General features: G+C 40.3%; 17 protein-coding genes. 4 read left to right on the plus strand and 13 right to left on the minus strand.

Annotated elements, in window-relative coordinates:
• Nucleotides 1-28 precede the first annotated feature (28 nt).
• The 8 genes from LC090_RS11460 to LC090_RS11495 form a co-directional block, all read right to left on the minus strand.
• Nucleotides 29-1063 (minus strand): EAL domain-containing protein, encoded by a 1035-nt coding sequence (locus LC090_RS11460; RefSeq protein WP_226658175.1) that lies wholly within the window; start codon nt 1061-1063, stop codon nt 29-31.
• An 89-nt stretch (nt 1064-1152) separates the two neighbouring features.
• Nucleotides 1153-2583: a glycogen synthase GlgA gene (gene glgA, locus LC090_RS11465; RefSeq protein ID WP_226658176.1), complete on the minus strand. Its 1431-nt coding sequence runs from the start codon at nt 2581-2583 to the stop codon at nt 1153-1155.
• A gap of 16 nt (nt 2584-2599) precedes the next feature.
• Nucleotides 2600-3706: a glucose-1-phosphate adenylyltransferase subunit GlgD gene (gene glgD, locus LC090_RS11470; protein ID WP_226658177.1), complete on the minus strand. Its 1107-nt coding sequence runs from the start codon at nt 3704-3706 to the stop codon at nt 2600-2602.
• 17 nt (nt 3707-3723) lie between these two features.
• Nucleotides 3724-4863, minus strand: coding sequence for a glucose-1-phosphate adenylyltransferase (locus LC090_RS11475; protein ID WP_226658178.1), 1140 nt, complete (start codon nt 4861-4863; stop codon nt 3724-3726).
• On the minus strand, nt 4856-6763 hold the full coding sequence (gene glgB / locus LC090_RS11480) for a 1,4-alpha-glucan branching protein GlgB (protein ID WP_226658179.1): 1908 nt from the start codon (nt 6761-6763) through the stop codon (nt 4856-4858). The genes LC090_RS11475 and glgB overlap by 8 nt, the downstream gene beginning before the upstream one ends.
• Nucleotides 6764-6974: 211 nt before the next feature.
• Nucleotides 6975-7985, minus strand: coding sequence for a glycoside hydrolase family 15 protein (locus tag LC090_RS11485; RefSeq protein ID WP_226658180.1), 1011 nt, complete (start codon nt 7983-7985; stop codon nt 6975-6977).
• A gap of 98 nt (nt 7986-8083) precedes the next feature.
• Nucleotides 8084-8341 carry a YhdB family protein gene (locus LC090_RS11490; RefSeq protein WP_226658181.1) on the minus strand — a complete coding sequence of 86 codons (258 nt, stop codon included), beginning with the start codon at nt 8339-8341 and terminating at the stop codon, nt 8084-8086.
• A 77-nt stretch (nt 8342-8418) separates the two neighbouring features.
• Entirely contained in the window at nt 8419-9279 is an 861-nt protein-coding gene (locus LC090_RS11495) for a CvfB family protein (RefSeq protein ID WP_226658182.1), read from the minus strand.
• 130 nt (nt 9280-9409) lie between these two features.
• On the opposite strand from LC090_RS11495, the gene LC090_RS11500 reads away from it, so the two are divergent.
• Nucleotides 9410-9679 (plus strand): DUF2524 family protein, encoded by a 270-nt coding sequence (locus LC090_RS11500; protein ID WP_226658183.1) that lies wholly within the window; start codon nt 9410-9412, stop codon nt 9677-9679.
• Between the two features lie 36 nt (nt 9680-9715).
• Here LC090_RS11500 and LC090_RS11505 read toward each other — a convergent pair whose 3' ends face one another.
• On the minus strand, nt 9716-10234 hold the full coding sequence (locus LC090_RS11505) for an acyl-CoA thioesterase (protein ID WP_226658184.1): 519 nt from the start codon (nt 10232-10234) through the stop codon (nt 9716-9718).
• Nucleotides 10235-10249: 15 nt separating this feature from the next.
• Nucleotides 10250-11938: a formate--tetrahydrofolate ligase gene (locus LC090_RS11510; RefSeq protein WP_226658185.1), complete on the minus strand. Its 1689-nt coding sequence runs from the start codon at nt 11936-11938 to the stop codon at nt 10250-10252.
• 283 nt (nt 11939-12221) lie between these two features.
• Here LC090_RS11510 and cspD point away from each other — a divergent pair, with 283 nt between their 5' ends.
• A complete protein-coding gene (cspD, locus tag LC090_RS11515) occupies nt 12222-12422 on the plus strand; it encodes a cold-shock protein CspD (RefSeq protein WP_159782470.1) in 201 nt (66 codons plus the stop codon).
• Between the two features lie 109 nt (nt 12423-12531).
• The gene (locus tag LC090_RS11520; RefSeq protein WP_098443546.1) at nt 12532-12780 is read left to right on the plus strand and encodes a DUF2564 family protein; all 249 of its coding nucleotides are present in this window, start codon (nt 12532-12534) and stop codon (nt 12778-12780) included.
• Nucleotides 12781-12805: 25 nt separating this feature from the next.
• Here LC090_RS11520 and LC090_RS11525 read toward each other — a convergent pair whose 3' ends face one another.
• Nucleotides 12806-13468, minus strand: a complete 663-nt coding sequence (locus LC090_RS11525) for a reverse transcriptase-like protein (protein ID WP_226658186.1) — start codon at nt 13466-13468, stop codon at nt 12806-12808.
• Between the two features lie 12 nt (nt 13469-13480).
• Nucleotides 13481-13657, minus strand: coding sequence for a zinc-finger domain-containing protein (locus LC090_RS11530; RefSeq protein ID WP_194221544.1), 177 nt, complete (start codon nt 13655-13657; stop codon nt 13481-13483).
• Nucleotides 13658-13783: 126 nt separating this feature from the next.
• On the opposite strand from LC090_RS11530, the gene LC090_RS11535 reads away from it, so the two are divergent.
• Nucleotides 13784-14188 (plus strand): reverse transcriptase-like protein, encoded by a 405-nt coding sequence (locus LC090_RS11535; protein ID WP_226658187.1) that lies wholly within the window; start codon nt 13784-13786, stop codon nt 14186-14188.
• Nucleotides 14189-14245: 57 nt separating this feature from the next.
• On the opposite strand, the gene LC090_RS11540 is transcribed toward LC090_RS11535, so the two are convergent.
• On the minus strand, nt 14246-15124 hold the full coding sequence (locus LC090_RS11540) for a 5'-3' exonuclease (protein ID WP_226658188.1): 879 nt from the start codon (nt 15122-15124) through the stop codon (nt 14246-14248).
• Between the last annotated feature and the right edge of the window lie 13 nt (nt 15125-15137).

Consider the following 15137-nt stretch of genomic DNA (forward strand, 5'->3'; position numbering starts at 1 on the left):
GAATCCTAGTCATCTGAATGTTTTTCTTTTATAGATGAAGAGATGCAACAGGTTCTTTAGCCGGCTTTCCAAAATAATAACCTTGACCAAGCGAGATCCCTATTTCACTACAAAAATCAACTTCTTCTTTTCGTTCAATTCCCTCAGCGAGTAACGTAATGCCTTCGTCTTTTGATAATGAAACCATTTCACTTAACCGCACTTGTTTGTCTGGATCTTGATCACAGAATGAAATTAAACTTCTATCAAGCTTTGCGTAATCTGGTTTTAATTCTAGCACCATTTCTCTAGTTGCATACCCTGTCCCAACATCATCAAGTGCCATCTTCATGCCCTCACGTTGGTATGATTTAAAAATCTTTTTCAAATGATCAATATCATTAATCTTCTCTGTTTCCACCACTTCAAATACGAGATCGTTAGGATCAATTTGAAATTCATTAACAGCATGGAATGTTGTTTGAAGGCAGTGATCTGGATCATAAATGGATGAAGGCAAGAAGTTGATAAACCGTTTCAATCCTCTTCCGAGATGAGAGGCACTTGCTTTAAGTGATGCTATTCGAGCAGCACTATCTAGAAACGACTGAAGACCAGATTGCCTGGCCATTTCGAATAATTCATTAGGATAAAAGAGAAAGTCTTCACTTGTAGGACGCATTAAAAACTCATAGCCAGTAATGTTTTGGTCAGCTAGCGTGATAATTGGCTGCATATGACTTGTAAAAAGGGAATGCTTCATAATTTCTATGTAGTTGGGGTGCTGCACCCTTGAATAAAATTGCGGAAAGGAAAGAGGCTGCGTCTTCTCTCTATCATTATTTGAGAATGTTGCGCAATAAAGCATTTCAGTTGCTGCCTTATTAAAATGACTATTGATGCGGTCACACACTTCTTCTAATGCTCCGAGATCTTGAAAAGGAATAACCAACGGATTTTCAAGCTGCTGTCGTCCCATAAGATGATGTAAACTCTGATTAAGTTGAGGAACCGTAGTGAAAATTTCTATAAAACCAGAAGGATGAATGTCTGGTATGGTTTGGCATTTCGTACATGATATCATCAATCGACTTCTCCAATCTTATCTATATAATGTTCGTCATGAAAAAAGCAGAGAGTTTCCTCTCTGCTTTTTATCGGTAAAATGTTTGTTTATTTTAATAGTTTTTGATACAAATTTACGTATTTCACTGATGATGCTTCCCAGGAATAGTTCAAGCGCATCGCTCTTTTGACTAATTTCTTCCAGGTGATTTCATCATGGTGATAAAGATCTAGAGCAAGACGAATCGTATCTAACATTTCATGTGCATTGTAATTGGCAAAACTAAACCCATGACCCTCACCAGTATATTTGTTAAAGGGTTGTACAGTGTCCTTTAATCCACCTGTTTCACGCACAATTGGAAGGCTGCCATATCGTAGCGCAATTAGCTGGCTTATTCCACAAGGTTCAAATTGTGACGGCATTAAGAACAAATCAGATGCTGCATAAAGCTGTCGAGCGAAGCCGTCATCAAAATAAACATTTGCTGAAAATCGACCAGGATACCGTCCTTGTGCTTCACGAAGCATATGCTCATAATGTTCATCCCCTGTTCCTAGGACAACGACTTGAACGTTTTGCTCCATGATTTCAGGTAATACTCTGAAGAAAAGGTCAATCCCCTTTTGTTCGACAAGTCGAGTAATGAGGGCGAGAACCGGAATTCCTTCTCCCACTTGTAGACCAAGCTTCTTTTGAACATCGGTTTTATTTTTTTCTTTTAAAAGATGCGTCGCATGGTACGTGTAAGCTAGTGCTGAATCAGTGGCAGGATCATAAAGATCCGTATCGATGCCATTAATGATTCCCGTAAAATCGTTTTCTCTTTTTCTCATCACACCGTCCAGGTATTCACCGAAATAAGGCTGCTTAATTTCGTCCGCATACGACGGACTTACAGTGGTAATGTAGTCTGCATAAAGAAGTCCACCTTTCATGAAGCTTACATTGCCATGAAACTCTACCCCTTCATTATGAAAATGAAGTTCGCTTAAATCAAGCAAATCATGCAAAATTGACTTTGGAAAAACACCCTGGTAGCGCAAGTTATGAATGGTATAAACGACCTTAATCCCTTCATAGGTTGGGTGATTTCGATAATGCGCTTTCTTTAACACAGGGATCATTCCAGTTTGCCAATCGTGACAATGGAGAATATCCGGCTGCTCCTCTAAATAGGGAATCGCTTCAAGTACTGCTTTACAAAAAAATGAAAAGCGCTCACCGTCATCAAAGTAGCCATAGCTACCACTTCGCTTAAAGTAATACTCATTGTCAACGAAGTAATAGGTAATGCCATCATGTTTAAGCATTTCAATACCGCAATATTTATCACGCCAGCCGACAGAAACGGTAATGGTCTCCTTTAATTCTAGCTGACTTTTAAACGTCTCGTTCATATCTTGATATTTAGGTAAGATAACCGAAACATTCGCTCCCTGTTTTTGAAGTGCTTTTGGAAGAGCACCAATCACATCTCCTAGACCACCTGTTTTAATAAATGGATGACCTTCAGATGCAGCAAAAAGTACATTCATGTTAAGTTTCCCCCTACTAGATGACAGTCGATTTTGCGATGACACGCGGTAGCTCATCAGATGTTACTCTTTCATTTGGTGAAATAGAGACGTCTTTATCGAGAATCACATTTTCAATCACTGCACCTTCACCAATTTCACACTTTTGCATGATAATACTATTTTTAATCACCGCACCTTTTCCAACTCTAATTCCTCTAAACAGAATACTATTTTCTACTGTTCCAGCTATTGTACAGCCGTTTGCGATTAAGGAGTTGGAAACGCTCGAGCTTTCCAAATATTTGGCAGGTGATTCGTGTTTTACTTTCGTGTAGATCGGACCTGTGTTATAAAATAGCTCCTGCGTTACGTTCGGATCAAGCATTTCCATACTGTAACGATAATAGCTCTCAATACTATCGATAAAGGTAACATATCCACCAAAATGATGGGCATGAACATGGTAACGATCTAAATTAGCCGCAATCGCTTCGTTAATTGATTCATACTTCCCACTCTCAATACTTTCTTCGACGAGTGAGATAAGAAGAGAAGATTTCATCAAGAATGTGTTCAAAAACACGTTATCTCCCGGCAATGGTTCGACACCCAGGTTCAAGCGATCCACACGTTCATCATCGTTTGTATAAAGGACATTATAATGACTTCCACTTGTATAGGGATCGTCGCAAGGTTTATAAACCACCGTTATGTCAGCATTCTCTGATTCATGCTCTTCAATAATTTGGTCGAAGTCCACATTCCAGACAAGCTGACCATTGGTGACCACAACATAGTGAGACAGACTTCTTTTGAAGAAGGAAAGGTTTTCATAAAAAGATTGAATATCACCAGAGTTCCTTCGCTCTTCATCTGCAGGAGGTTGGAAAAAAAGACCTCCCTGGTGGCGATCTAAATCCCACTCTCTTCCCGATCCTAAATGGTCAAATAATGAACGGTATTTCTCGCGAGTGAAAACGGCCACCGTGTTCACGCCTGCATTTGTTAAGTTTGATAATGAGAAATCGATCAATCGATACCGCCCTGCAAATGGAACAGAGGCAAAACTCCGATGATTGGTTAGCTCACTGAGTGTGTTCTTTTCATCTACGAGGTTAATAACTCCTACTACTTTTTTCATCGTTTCATCCCCCTACTCTATTTTGGTACCGAGACAATCTCGCCATCAGCAATTAAAGAAATTGAACCATCACTTGAACCAAGTGTCATACCATCTTCTACCACAGTGCCACTTTCAACGATTGCGTTTTCAATCGTTACGTTTGCTCCAATTTTCACATTTGGCATAATGATGGAATTCCGAATCGTACTTCCAAGTCCAACGTGCACGCCATAGAAAAGAACAGATCGATAGACATCCCCATAAACAACGCATCCTTCATTTACGAGTGAGCGTGTTACTTTCGCCTGAGGAGCGATATATTGTGGTGGTTGATTCGGATTTACCGAATAGATTTTCCAGGCAGGATCATTCAGAATTAACGCTGGGTCATCATCAAGGAGATCCATATTCGCTTCCCACAAACTTTGCAGCGTTCCAACATCTTTCCAATATCCATTGAATGAATAAGCAAACACGTTCTTTTCATCTTCAATCATAGCTGGAATAATGTCTTTCCCAAAATCATTGGATGATTCAGGCTTTTGCTCATCTTCTGTTAAATATTTTTCAAGAGCTTTCCAGTTAAAAATGTAAATACCCATCGATGCTAAATTTGTTTTTGGCTCTGCTGGTTTCTCTTGAAATTCAACAATTCGATCTTCATCATCCGTATTCATGATCCCGAAGCGACTTGCTTCATTCCAGGGTACTTCAAGAACCGCGATCGTTGCATCCGCATCACGCTGCTCATGATAATCAAGCATTTCAGAATAATCCATTTTATAAATGTGGTCTCCTGAAATAACGAGCACATATTCAGGATCATACTGTTTAATATAGTACATGTTTTGATAAATCGCATTCGCTGTCCCGCGATACCACTCCCCCCCTTTTTGACCCATGTAAGGTGGAAGGACGGAAACGCCTCCATTTTTACGATCTAAATCCCAAGAACTGCCGATTCCAATGTACGAATTGAGTATGTACGGCTGATATTGTGTGAGCACGCCAACCGTATCAATCCCTGAATTACTGCAGTTACTGAGTGTGAAATCAATAATACGATATTTTCCACCGAACGGGACGGCTGGTTTCGCAAGGCGAGTTGTTAACTTTCCAAGTCTCGTCCCCTGACCTCCTGCAAGTAGCATGGCGACACAACGTTTTTTAGACATAGCGACTTCTCCTTTCAAGGTTGCTTTTATTTTTTTTGCCGAGAATCACAATTCCAAGCGGTGGTACTTTAAGCATCAGGCTATTGGGCTGATTATGATAAGGTGTTTTTTCGCTTTGCAATTCTTCTGCATTTAATTGACCTGACCCACCATACTTTTCTTGATCGCTATTAAACATTTCTATATATGTTCCTGTAAAAGGAACCCCAATCCGATAATCATAATAGACGTTAGGAGAAAAGTTGATAATCGCAATATCACAATCACCTTTCGCTTTCCCTTTTCTCATAAATGTTAGGACAGACTGATTGTTATCGTTTGCATCAATCCATTCAAACCCCTGTGACTCGTGATCGATTCGCCACATTGCTCTTGAATCTAAATAAAAATGATTTAAATCTTTTACGTAAGCATTCATCTTGCTATGCATGTCATAGTCTAAAAGCATCCAGTCTAATTCGGATAAATCTTTCCATTCATCGAATTGACCAAATTCTCCTCCCATAAACAGTAGCTTTTTTCCAGGGTGAGCCATCATATACCCATAAAGCGCACGAAGATTGGCAAATTTTTGCCAATAATCTCCTGGCATTTTATTCAATAACGACTTTTTACCATGTACCACTTCATCATGTGATAACGGCAGAAGATAGTTTTCTGAAAAAGCGTAGAAGAAAGAAAATGTCAATAGATTATGATGGTGTTTGCGATCGTCCATATGAAGTTCCATATACTTCAGAACATCGTTCATCCATCCCATGTTCCATTTATAATTAAAACCGAGTCCACCTTCATGAATTGGCGCGCTTACGAGCGGGTAATCTGTTGACTCTTCTGCCATCATTAGAACGTTTGGATAATGTTCAAAGATGGTTCGGTTTAATTTCTGAATAAACTCCTTCGCTGCAGAGTTTTCACCCTCCACTCCACCGCTTTCATGATCATGATGATAAAGAAGCATTTGTGACACCGCATCGATCCTTAATCCATCAATGTGATAATAATCAAACCAGAAAACCGCATTTGAGATAAGAAAACTGACGACTTCGGGCTTGCTATAATCAAAATTATACGTTCCCCAATTGTGGCGTTCTGCTCGAGCTGGATCAGTTGGTTCAAAAACAGGGCCGCCATCAAATTGGCCAAGTCCATGGGCATCTTTGCAAAAATGAGCAGGCACCCAATCAAGGATAACCCCGATATCTTCCTGATGGCATTGATCGATGAACGCTTTCAAATCATTAGGCTCACCAAAGCGGCTTGTGACAGAAAAATACCCTGTAATTTGATAGCCCCACGAGCGGTCAAAAGGATGCTCCATTACTGGCATCAGCTCAATATGTGTGTAACCATGTTCTTTCACATAAGGAATTAGTTCATTTGTGAGATCCTTATAGGTGTAGTAAGAACCATCTTCTTTTCTGCGCCATGACCCTGGATGAACTTCATAGATCGATAGTGGTCCATCGTAGGGTGCGGTTTTCTTTCGTTTTGTCAACCACTTCGTATCCTGCCAGTCAAACTCATCTACTTTTTTGACGATCGATGCAGTCTTCGGTTTTAATTCCGAATAAAAAGCATACGGATCCGACTTCATCAGCCTCTCGCCAGTACGCGTTTCGACAGCATATTTGTAGAGCTCATTTTCTGATAAATGTTCTACAAATAACGACCAAAGTCCTGACTCTTCCACTTTTTCCATCGGATGCGCAGTGGGATCCCATTGGTTAAAATTCCCTGTTACGGCTACGGCTGCAGCATGAGGAGCCCAGACTGTAAATCTGACTCCAAACCGTCCATGTTCCTCCCTTAAATGGGCACCCATTGAACGATAAGCCTGAAATAAATTTCCCTGATGAAATAGATACCGATCAAACTCTGTCGGCATAGATACAGTCATTGCGACACCTCGCTCTCATTGATAAATAGAGGGATTCCACCATAGTTATCCTCTACATCCTAAAGATTCGACACGTCCCATTAGGTTTCCTTTTAAAAAATTATTTGTCGAAAAATACATGTGTTTTTCGACAAATAAAGGAATATTTTTTCATTTTTCAACGAAAAAAGATTGCGCATGATAGGCGCAATCTTTTCTTCTCATGATTTTATTATGAAACATTCTCTTGCATTTCTGCCATACGTACCTGTAGCTGATATGCCATTGAAATGGACCATGCTAACGGTGTATTTTTATTTGGGATATTTGTACCGCCAATATAGAGTTCAGGAATTTTTCCGCTTTCTGGTGTAATATCCATCGTTTTCGACCAGTACTCACTCATTTTATCAAGTTCTCCTAATTGCTCATAACAAAGGCCAAGCCACGGAAATCCAAAACACCATTCTGCTTCGCTACCTTCATTGTAATAAATATCATTCTCATATCTTATTACACCACGTTCTCGTTCTAGTCGATCTGTTACTCGATCCACAATTTGTATAGCCTGCTCTCTTGTAACAACATTTAACGGATAAATTAATGATAAAAGTGCTAAGTCAACTTCTTTCGTTTCACTTTCACAAGGTAAAAGCTCATCTAACGTCTTTTCGCCTTTTTCAATCATATAAGATGGTACGTTCACGAGCGTTTTTACTGCTTTTAAGCCTGCGACACATGCTCCAACACTTGACGCATGTATTTCTACATTTTCTTCCCACATGCCATTGTCCGGGCTCTTCCAATACTCGAGGCATTCCAGGTAATCCACAAGCTTTTGAACAATACGGTGATCTACTTTGTCTCTAAGCATCGGTTTACCATTTTGTAACCCTTGACCGATTCCGAACAACAATATACCTATCGCATCATTTTGCGCATGGCCCCATTCAACCGGAATTTCTTCTAAGTCTTTCGAATAACGCGCATGAATGTATTCATGCAAATAGTAAGGTTTCTGTTCCGTATGAATATCAAGCTTCCACTCATATTTTCTAAGTAATGTGAGCAAAGCATGGTACGCTTTTTCATATCGTGAACATTTTGAATTTAAATATGGCATAACCGCATAGCATACATCTCTGATCCAAACGTAGTCGTAATCATCAGATGTACTTGCAACATAAGCTCCGTTGGGTAATCGCATGCTTTCAAGTACACTGTGCAGCTGCTGTTGATTCATATTTCTCACCTGCTCCTTATTTTTTACTACAATTATACCCTTTTCGACAATTTTAAACCTTTTTGCCAATTAAAAAACCGACCCCGATCTGTTCGAGGTCAGTCTAAAGTCTGATTCATAGCGGCTATCTCACCGATTTCAGGTTCCATTCGATAGACGTAATCAATGTAGGAAAGAAGCGTATCTCGTGCTTCTTTTACCTTCATAAATTCAGTTTCACGTATAAAAGCATGCACAAATTGTTCAATTCGCTTCGAAAGGATGTCATCTTCTGTTTTCATCATCAAAATGCTGAGATCGATACATGCACAATGATGGGTGTAATAAAGAGCTTTGTCATAGTCGGTTATGTCCAATGACTTGCCCCCTTTCTAGGAGCTTAGCTATAGTATTTGCCCGTAAGCTCCGCTTACACGAAGAAAAAGATGTCATATTAGGATTTCAAAAAAGTGAATCCGTCCTGTTGTTCAACTTTCTTTTCTTTTATCAGTTTTCCCATCGCTCGCTTGAAAGCAGCTTTACTTATGTTAAATTCCTTTTTGATCGCTTCTGGGTCACTTTTATCTGTGAAAGGCATTTGGTCACCGTGCTGTTGCATATAAGCTACGAGACGATCCGAATCCTCAAGTCTTGCTTCTTTCACAAGTGGCCTTGTTGACACATTCACGCGACCATCTTCTCTTACATACGTTATTCTCATTGTCAAACGTTGACCGAGTCTTACTTGATCTTTCATTTCATCTTTATGAAGATAAGCAAGATAACCTTCGTTTGTCAGAATGGAAACGCCATCGTCAAGAAAACGGAACACGAGGCCTTCTACTTCTGCATTTTTGCTGTCGGCAGGCGCTGCCACCGAAAGTTCCTGTATTTCTTCAAATTTGCTTAAATCAGCAAATAGGCGCTTCTTTTTATCAAGCTTTAGTCCACAATAAAGCTCATCACCAATCGCTGGCCACGTTGCCCAGTCATAAGGGAGATCATCTTTTGATAAAAGCATGTCCTTTTGAATACCAATGTCTACAAATACTCCAAGGCTACGCTTTACTTCCACAACCTTTAAAATCGAAAAAGAATCCATTGTGACTAGTGGAACAGTCTCAGTTGCAGAAAGTCTGCCCTGATGATCGTGGTATAAAAAAACCTCTACTTCATCATCTTCTTCGTAATGATTCTTAGCTTCTTTTTTATGAAGCATCACATCTTCATAGCCATTTGTTAAAAAATAGCCGTATTCTTGCATACGTGCGACCCGTAATGTTGTCATTTCTCCTGCATGTAATTCACTTGCCAACTTGCTTCACGCCTTTCTTGTTTCTCATCTTAGTATATCACTTTCACTAACGGCATTTTCCCTTCATTCTCATAAAAGTATCTTTCCTGTCAATACTAATGGTGAATCCATTCAGAAGGGAAGGCTCCTTATGTCCACATACCGTAAAGTAGAAGAAATGTTAAAAAACGCTCATGAGCTAACTGAATATGCTGATGAACAGCTCCAACTCGCAACTCAACAGCAATCTGCATTGACCGATAAGGGATATACAGAAACCCAACAACTGCTCGAGCGTATGTCGGTAGAACTCGATAAAATGATTCACAGTGCAAATCCTGAACAGCGTGACGCACTTAACAGAGCGCAACAGCAAATTCAGGATCGTCAGAATAATTTCATCCTTGGATTTGATACGTGAGATCTGCTAACAGCAGATCTCTTTTTATGAAGTCCCTTAAGTAAAAACGCCAAATTCACTGGCTAACGTCTGCGAATGTTTCCTTCTCGCCTTTCTCGCTTTCATACGTTCAAATCCACCATCATTTACAAATTTTTCCTCTTCCGTTTCAGGCATAGCTTCTGGTACCCTGGTTGGAATGCTTTCTTCATCAAGGGCTACAAACGTTAGAAAGGACGTCGCGCATACTTTCTTTTTCCCTGATATCACATTTTCTGCAAAAATCTTCACAAACACTTCCATCGATGTGTTGTGCGTCCAACTGACGTAAGCTTCTAGACTTACGACTTCTCCCTCACGAATCGGACTAAGAAAATCAATGGAATCTGCTGATGCCGTGACAACGGCGGATCTAGCGTGCTTTGACGCTGCAATCGCTGCAATGTCGTCTATGTAAGACATAAGCTTCCCACCAAAAAGCGTCCCGTGTGTGTTCGTATCTGAAGGTAATACAAAACTCGATTTTGTTGTTCTAGAATCACGTATTAATTTCTTTGTTAAAATCGTATTCGTCATTTTTATCCACACTTTCTAGAAAAGCCCAATTGCTGTTCCATCTTCTGAAACATCCATATTAAGAGCCGCAGGTTTTTTAGGTAATCCAGGCATTGTCATCACGTTACCGGTTAATGCTACGATAAATCCAGCTCCAATGGAAGGACGAAATTCACGGATCGTTATTCGAAATCCAGATGGCCGTCCGAGCAGTAAAGGATCGTCTGAAAGTGAATACTGCGTTTTCGCCATACAAATTGGCAGATTACCCCACCCATTTTCTTCTAATTCATGCATTTGCTTTTTTGCTTTAGCGGACAAATCGACGCCTTCAGCTCCGTAAATTTCTGTTGCGATTTTTTCCAACTTTTCTTCAATAGTACTTTCAAGATCATAGAGAGGTTTGAAATGGTTTTCGTTTTGTTCCATTTCGGTTAATAACGTTTTAGCTAGTTCCACGCCACCTTCTCCACCATTTGCCCATACGTCTGTTAAAGCCACTGGTATATTCTTTTCCTTGCACCATTGAAGCAATGCATTTACTTCAAGTTCGGTATCCGTCACAAAACGGTTAATCGCCACTACAAAGGGTACGCCAAACTTTTTAACGGAAGCCACATGATGCTCGAGATTAACGAGCCCTGATTGTAACGCACCAACATCTTCTTTTTTCAGCTGATCTTTCGCTACGCCGCCGTGCATTTTAAGAGCACGAATTGTGGCAACAATAACGGTTGCTGCTGGTTCAATTTCCGCTGCTCTTGATTTAATGTCAAAGAACTTCTCAGCGCCTAAATCAGCCCCAAAACCAGCTTCAGTGATCACATAATCAGAAAGCTTTTGAGCCATTTTCGTTGCAACAACGCTATTGCATCCATGAGCAATGTTTGCGAATGGCCCACCGTGAATAAGCGCAGGTGTATTTTCTAACGTCTGCACGAGATTCGGGTTCATTGCATCTTTTAATAGAAGTGTAATCGCCCCTTCTACACCTAAGTCACCAGCTGTAATCGGCTCTTTTGTTGAGCGATATCCGATCACAATTGAAGCAATCCGCTTCTTCAAATCTGATAAGTCGGATGCTAGACAAAGAATCGCCATGATCTCTGACGCAACTGTGATATCAAATCCATCTTCACGGGGCACACCTTGCATTGGACCGCCTAAACCAACAATGACATTTCGTAACGCCCGGTCGTTAAGATCCACAACTCGCTTCCACGTCACGCGTCTAGTATCAAAACCGACTTCATTTCCTTGATGAATATGATTATCGATTAGGGCAGAAAGAGCATTATGAGCAGAGGTAATGGCATGTAGATCTCCCGTAAAATGAAGATTAATGTCTTCCATCGGCATCACTTGGGCATATCCTCCCCCAGCGGCACCTCCTTTAATCCCCATACTTGGTCCTAATGAAGGTTCTCTCATCGCAACGATGGCTTTTTCACCGATTCGATTTAATGCCTGAGCAAGCCCTACGGTTACCGTACTTTTCCCTTCTCCCGCAGGGGTAGGATTGATTGCAGTAACAAGAACCACTTTACCAGACGGTTGATCATCCAAACGCTTCATGGCATTCAATGAAATTTTGGCTTTATAGTGACCATAAGGTTCCCACTCATCTTCATGTAACCCTAATTGTTCAGCGATCGTTTTAATTCGCGTCATCTGTGCATCTTGCGCAATTTCAATGTCACTTTTAAATTTTATTTCCGGCTTCATAAGACCCCTCCATACGAAAAATTACTTAACTCCATTCTCCATCTTACCCAACTTTATTCTTCACGTTAAGGATTATGTGCTAATCTGTCAGTTGCATTGACATTTTTATAGTAAGACGTTATAGTTAAATTAACCATTTATCACATAGGATATTTGATTGAGACATTGAATTCGATTTTTTGTGCACTTCTCGTACATGTCGAATATCTCTTATTCAACATCCGGTGAATGGTTGAAATTTAAAGTGCACAAAGATTGTGCTAAGCTTTTAGGAGGAACAAACATGCAAAACGGTAAAGTAAAATGGTTTAATGCAGAAAAAGGATTCGGTTTCATCGAAATCGAAGGAGCTGACGATGTATTCGTACACTTCTCAGCAATCAATGACGAAGGTTTCAAAACACTTGAAGAAGGCCAAGAAGTTTCTTTCGAAATCGTTGAAGGAAACCGCGGACCTCAAGCTGCTAACGTAAACAAACTTTAATTATAAAACCACAAGGAACTGATGCTTGCATCAGTTCCTTTTTTTGCGTCTTTTTCGATTAATCCCCCTTCACTGTGGTCATACTATGTTTGTGAAAGGGTGGGATCAAATGTCAGAGCCATATTCTGATTTGCAGCAGATTGAAATGTCCATTAAATCAGCACAGCATCTCGTTGGGCAAGCTACAAAAAGCATGAATGGGAATCAATTGAAAGCTGCCCAGGATGCCATTAACCAGGCAAAAGAACAGTTTCAACAAGCGCTGTCACATAAGTCGGGTACTAACGAGCAGTTTTACGAATTCTCAAGTGAATTAATCGAAAAATGCGAAACGCAATTAAGAGAAGCAAACGAATAAGAGAAGCAGCCCTTCGCTGCTTCTCTTATTCGTTGTCCAGCTCAATCGAACTACTAATTTCGGTTCCATTTAACGCTTGTTTGGCTAATCGGTGAGTCTCTTTATTCTCTTCCCGTGTAATATGCTTGTACACCGGTTGAAGTCGTAATTGACGGAGCGTATCTTCAATTCGATCCATCCATCTCGTGAAGAGTGGTTCATAAACAGCCCACTCACCAGCAAGCTGATTGATGACGACTTGAGAATCACCTTTGATCATGATTTCCGTGTCTTCTACATCAATGGTTTTAATTTCTTGAAGACCTAACCAGAGAGCAGCATACTCTGCTTCATTATTGTTTTCAAGATAATCAAGAGCTTTATTTATCCGTATTCGCTTTCGCTGTCTTCCCTCGTAATAATAGATAACCGCTCCACATCCAGCTTTTTTCGTTTGCTTATCAAAGCTACCATCAAAAATAATTTCAATCGAAGCTGGGCGCTCCTGCTTTTTGGTCATATAGGTTTCCAATTCTTTCACTGACCATTTTGTCCCTCTATGATCTAGGAAGTAAAGATCAATCGATCGACCCGTTTTTGTAATATCTCGCGCCAAAAGCATCGCTTCATTAAACGGCATTTCATCAGAGGTCATCCAGGAGGAAATGCCTCTAGGTGTTTTATATTTCCACTTTACGATTACATCCATCGTTGGTCCTCCTTATGTCAAATGTTTGCCTAATTGCTTTAATTCTTCTCCAACTGTGCATTCAGTAATGCAAAATCGCTGGGCATGACACTTCCCATAATCATGCTGATTCACTCGTTTTAATAAGCAATCCTGACAATATGTATCAAGGATTAATCCAACTTCCATCATCACTTCTTTTTTCTTCATACTTTTCACTCCTACACACAGTCCCTTCTATACAGCTTTCTCCTTTTATCTTAAATGTATGTCTTCTCTCTACGAACATGATTATGATAAAATACAACAAGACCAATCCACAGAGAGGAGCACCATATGATTGAAGTCTATGTAGACGGAGCAAGCGCAGGCAATCCGGGTCCATCTGGAGCCGGTGTCTTTATTAAAGCTGAAGGTAGCGTTATTCGATCTTCTCTTCCGCTTGGGACGCTTACAAACCATGAAGCAGAATTTGAAGCTTTAATTCACGCTCTCTCGATTTGCACAGAGAATCAGTACCGTACCCTATCAATACGAACAGATTCACAACTTGTGAGCAGCGCTGTAGATGGAAGGTACGTAAAAAATAAAGACTTTCAACCTTATTTGACTCGCTGTCTTGCATTAGTCGATCAGTTTGATCTTTGTTTTATCAAATGGATACCTAGTTCGAAGAATAAAGTGGCAGATGAACTCGCGCGAAAAGCCATTCAGCAAAATGGACAGCAACAAGGATCGTAACCTTATGAAAAAACGAGCGCCTTTTTTTGCAAAGGCGCTGTTTTTATTTTCGTTTCTTTACATACGAATGCGTAACCCTAACATTTCCAGCTCTGACTTCATCCGGGTATAATCGAGTTCTAACTTGCACTCGTTAAACGAATAATGATCAAGTTCAGGAATTGCCCGCTCGATTGTGACAAGCTCTAAACTTAATTTCGCGAGCTCCTCTCCTTCAATCAACTTTTTTCGATAGCGATTAAATTTGCTATCTAATTCACCGATGTTATTATACACACCCTGAATCGAACCGTATTGTTGAATGAGAGGTAACGCAGCCTTGTCTCCAACTCCCGCCACTCCTGGGATATTATCGCTTTTATCTCCTAGAAGAGCTTTCACCTCAACCCATTGATCAGGAGTAATCCCATACTCTGTTTTAAAATGCTCTTCAGAGTATACCCGATCGCCTTCTTTTCGAATCGCGATGATTTGTGACACGGTTGGCTTTAATAACTGAAGCAGATCCCTATCATTACTGTATATGTAACAATCTCCGAGTCCTTCTTTCGTCCACTTATCTGAAAGCGTGCCAATCACATCATCCGCTTCAAATCCTTCTACACTCATCTGCGGAATTCCTGTTGCACGAAACAAATTCACCGCTGTTTCATATTGCTGAATTAGAGGGGATGGGAGATCTTCTCTTGTTCCTTTATAGTCTTCAAATAGCGTTTTACGCTTCACTTCATTTCGCTTAACGTCCCAGGTTACAACAAAATGAGTCGGCTCATAGTCCTTTATAAGCGAAATCATTTTTTGTAGTTTCACTCTTAGAGCATTTGTAAAAAGGCCCTCAGGCGTTTTTGAAAGCTGTTCTTCTGATTTTCCATATGCAGTGGCGAAGTAGCCTCTACTTAATAAATTAAACCCATCAATTAATATAAGTCGTCCCATGTTTCCAATCTTC

This window comes from Guptibacillus hwajinpoensis, from assembly GCF_020524165.1.
GTDB lineage: Bacteria > Bacillota > Bacilli > Bacillales > Guptibacillaceae > Guptibacillus > Guptibacillus hwajinpoensis_D.

What these genes read in the sequence shown, in the direction of transcription:
- LC090_RS11505 (WP_226658184.1), bottom strand. Translation starts at nt 10,234, where the DNA reads ATGACGAATACGATTTTAACAAAGAAATTAATACGTGATTCTAGAACA.
- LC090_RS11540 (WP_226658188.1), bottom strand. Translation starts at nt 15,124, where the DNA reads ATGGGACGACTTATATTAATTGATGGGTTTAATTTATTAAGTAGAGGC.
- glgA (WP_226658176.1), bottom strand. Translation starts at nt 2,583, where the DNA reads ATGAATGTACTTTTTGCTGCATCTGAAGGTCATCCATTTATTAAAACA.
- LC090_RS11535 (WP_226658187.1), top strand. Translation starts at nt 13,784, where the DNA reads ATGATTGAAGTCTATGTAGACGGAGCAAGCGCAGGCAATCCGGGTCCA.
- LC090_RS11475 (WP_226658178.1), bottom strand. Translation starts at nt 4,863, where the DNA reads ATGTCTAAAAAACGTTGTGTCGCCATGCTACTTGCAGGAGGTCAGGGG.
- glgD (WP_226658177.1), bottom strand. Translation starts at nt 3,706, where the DNA reads ATGAAAAAAGTAGTAGGAGTTATTAACCTCGTAGATGAAAAGAACACA.
- LC090_RS11520 (WP_098443546.1), top strand. Translation starts at nt 12,532, where the DNA reads ATGTCAGAGCCATATTCTGATTTGCAGCAGATTGAAATGTCCATTAAA.
- glgB (WP_226658179.1), bottom strand. Translation starts at nt 6,763, where the DNA reads ATGACTGTATCTATGCCGACAGAGTTTGATCGGTATCTATTTCATCAG.
- cspD (WP_159782470.1), top strand. Translation starts at nt 12,222, where the DNA reads ATGCAAAACGGTAAAGTAAAATGGTTTAATGCAGAAAAAGGATTCGGT.
- LC090_RS11500 (WP_226658183.1), top strand. Translation starts at nt 9,410, where the DNA reads ATGTCCACATACCGTAAAGTAGAAGAAATGTTAAAAAACGCTCATGAG.
- LC090_RS11485 (WP_226658180.1), bottom strand. Translation starts at nt 7,985, where the DNA reads ATGAATCAACAGCAGCTGCACAGTGTACTTGAAAGCATGCGATTACCC.
- LC090_RS11530 (WP_194221544.1), bottom strand. Translation starts at nt 13,657, where the DNA reads ATGAAGAAAAAAGAAGTGATGATGGAAGTTGGATTAATCCTTGATACA.
- LC090_RS11510 (WP_226658185.1), bottom strand. Translation starts at nt 11,938, where the DNA reads ATGAAGCCGGAAATAAAATTTAAAAGTGACATTGAAATTGCGCAAGAT.
- LC090_RS11460 (WP_226658175.1), bottom strand. Translation starts at nt 1,063, where the DNA reads ATGATATCATGTACGAAATGCCAAACCATACCAGACATTCATCCTTCT.
- LC090_RS11525 (WP_226658186.1), bottom strand. Translation starts at nt 13,468, where the DNA reads ATGGATGTAATCGTAAAGTGGAAATATAAAACACCTAGAGGCATTTCC.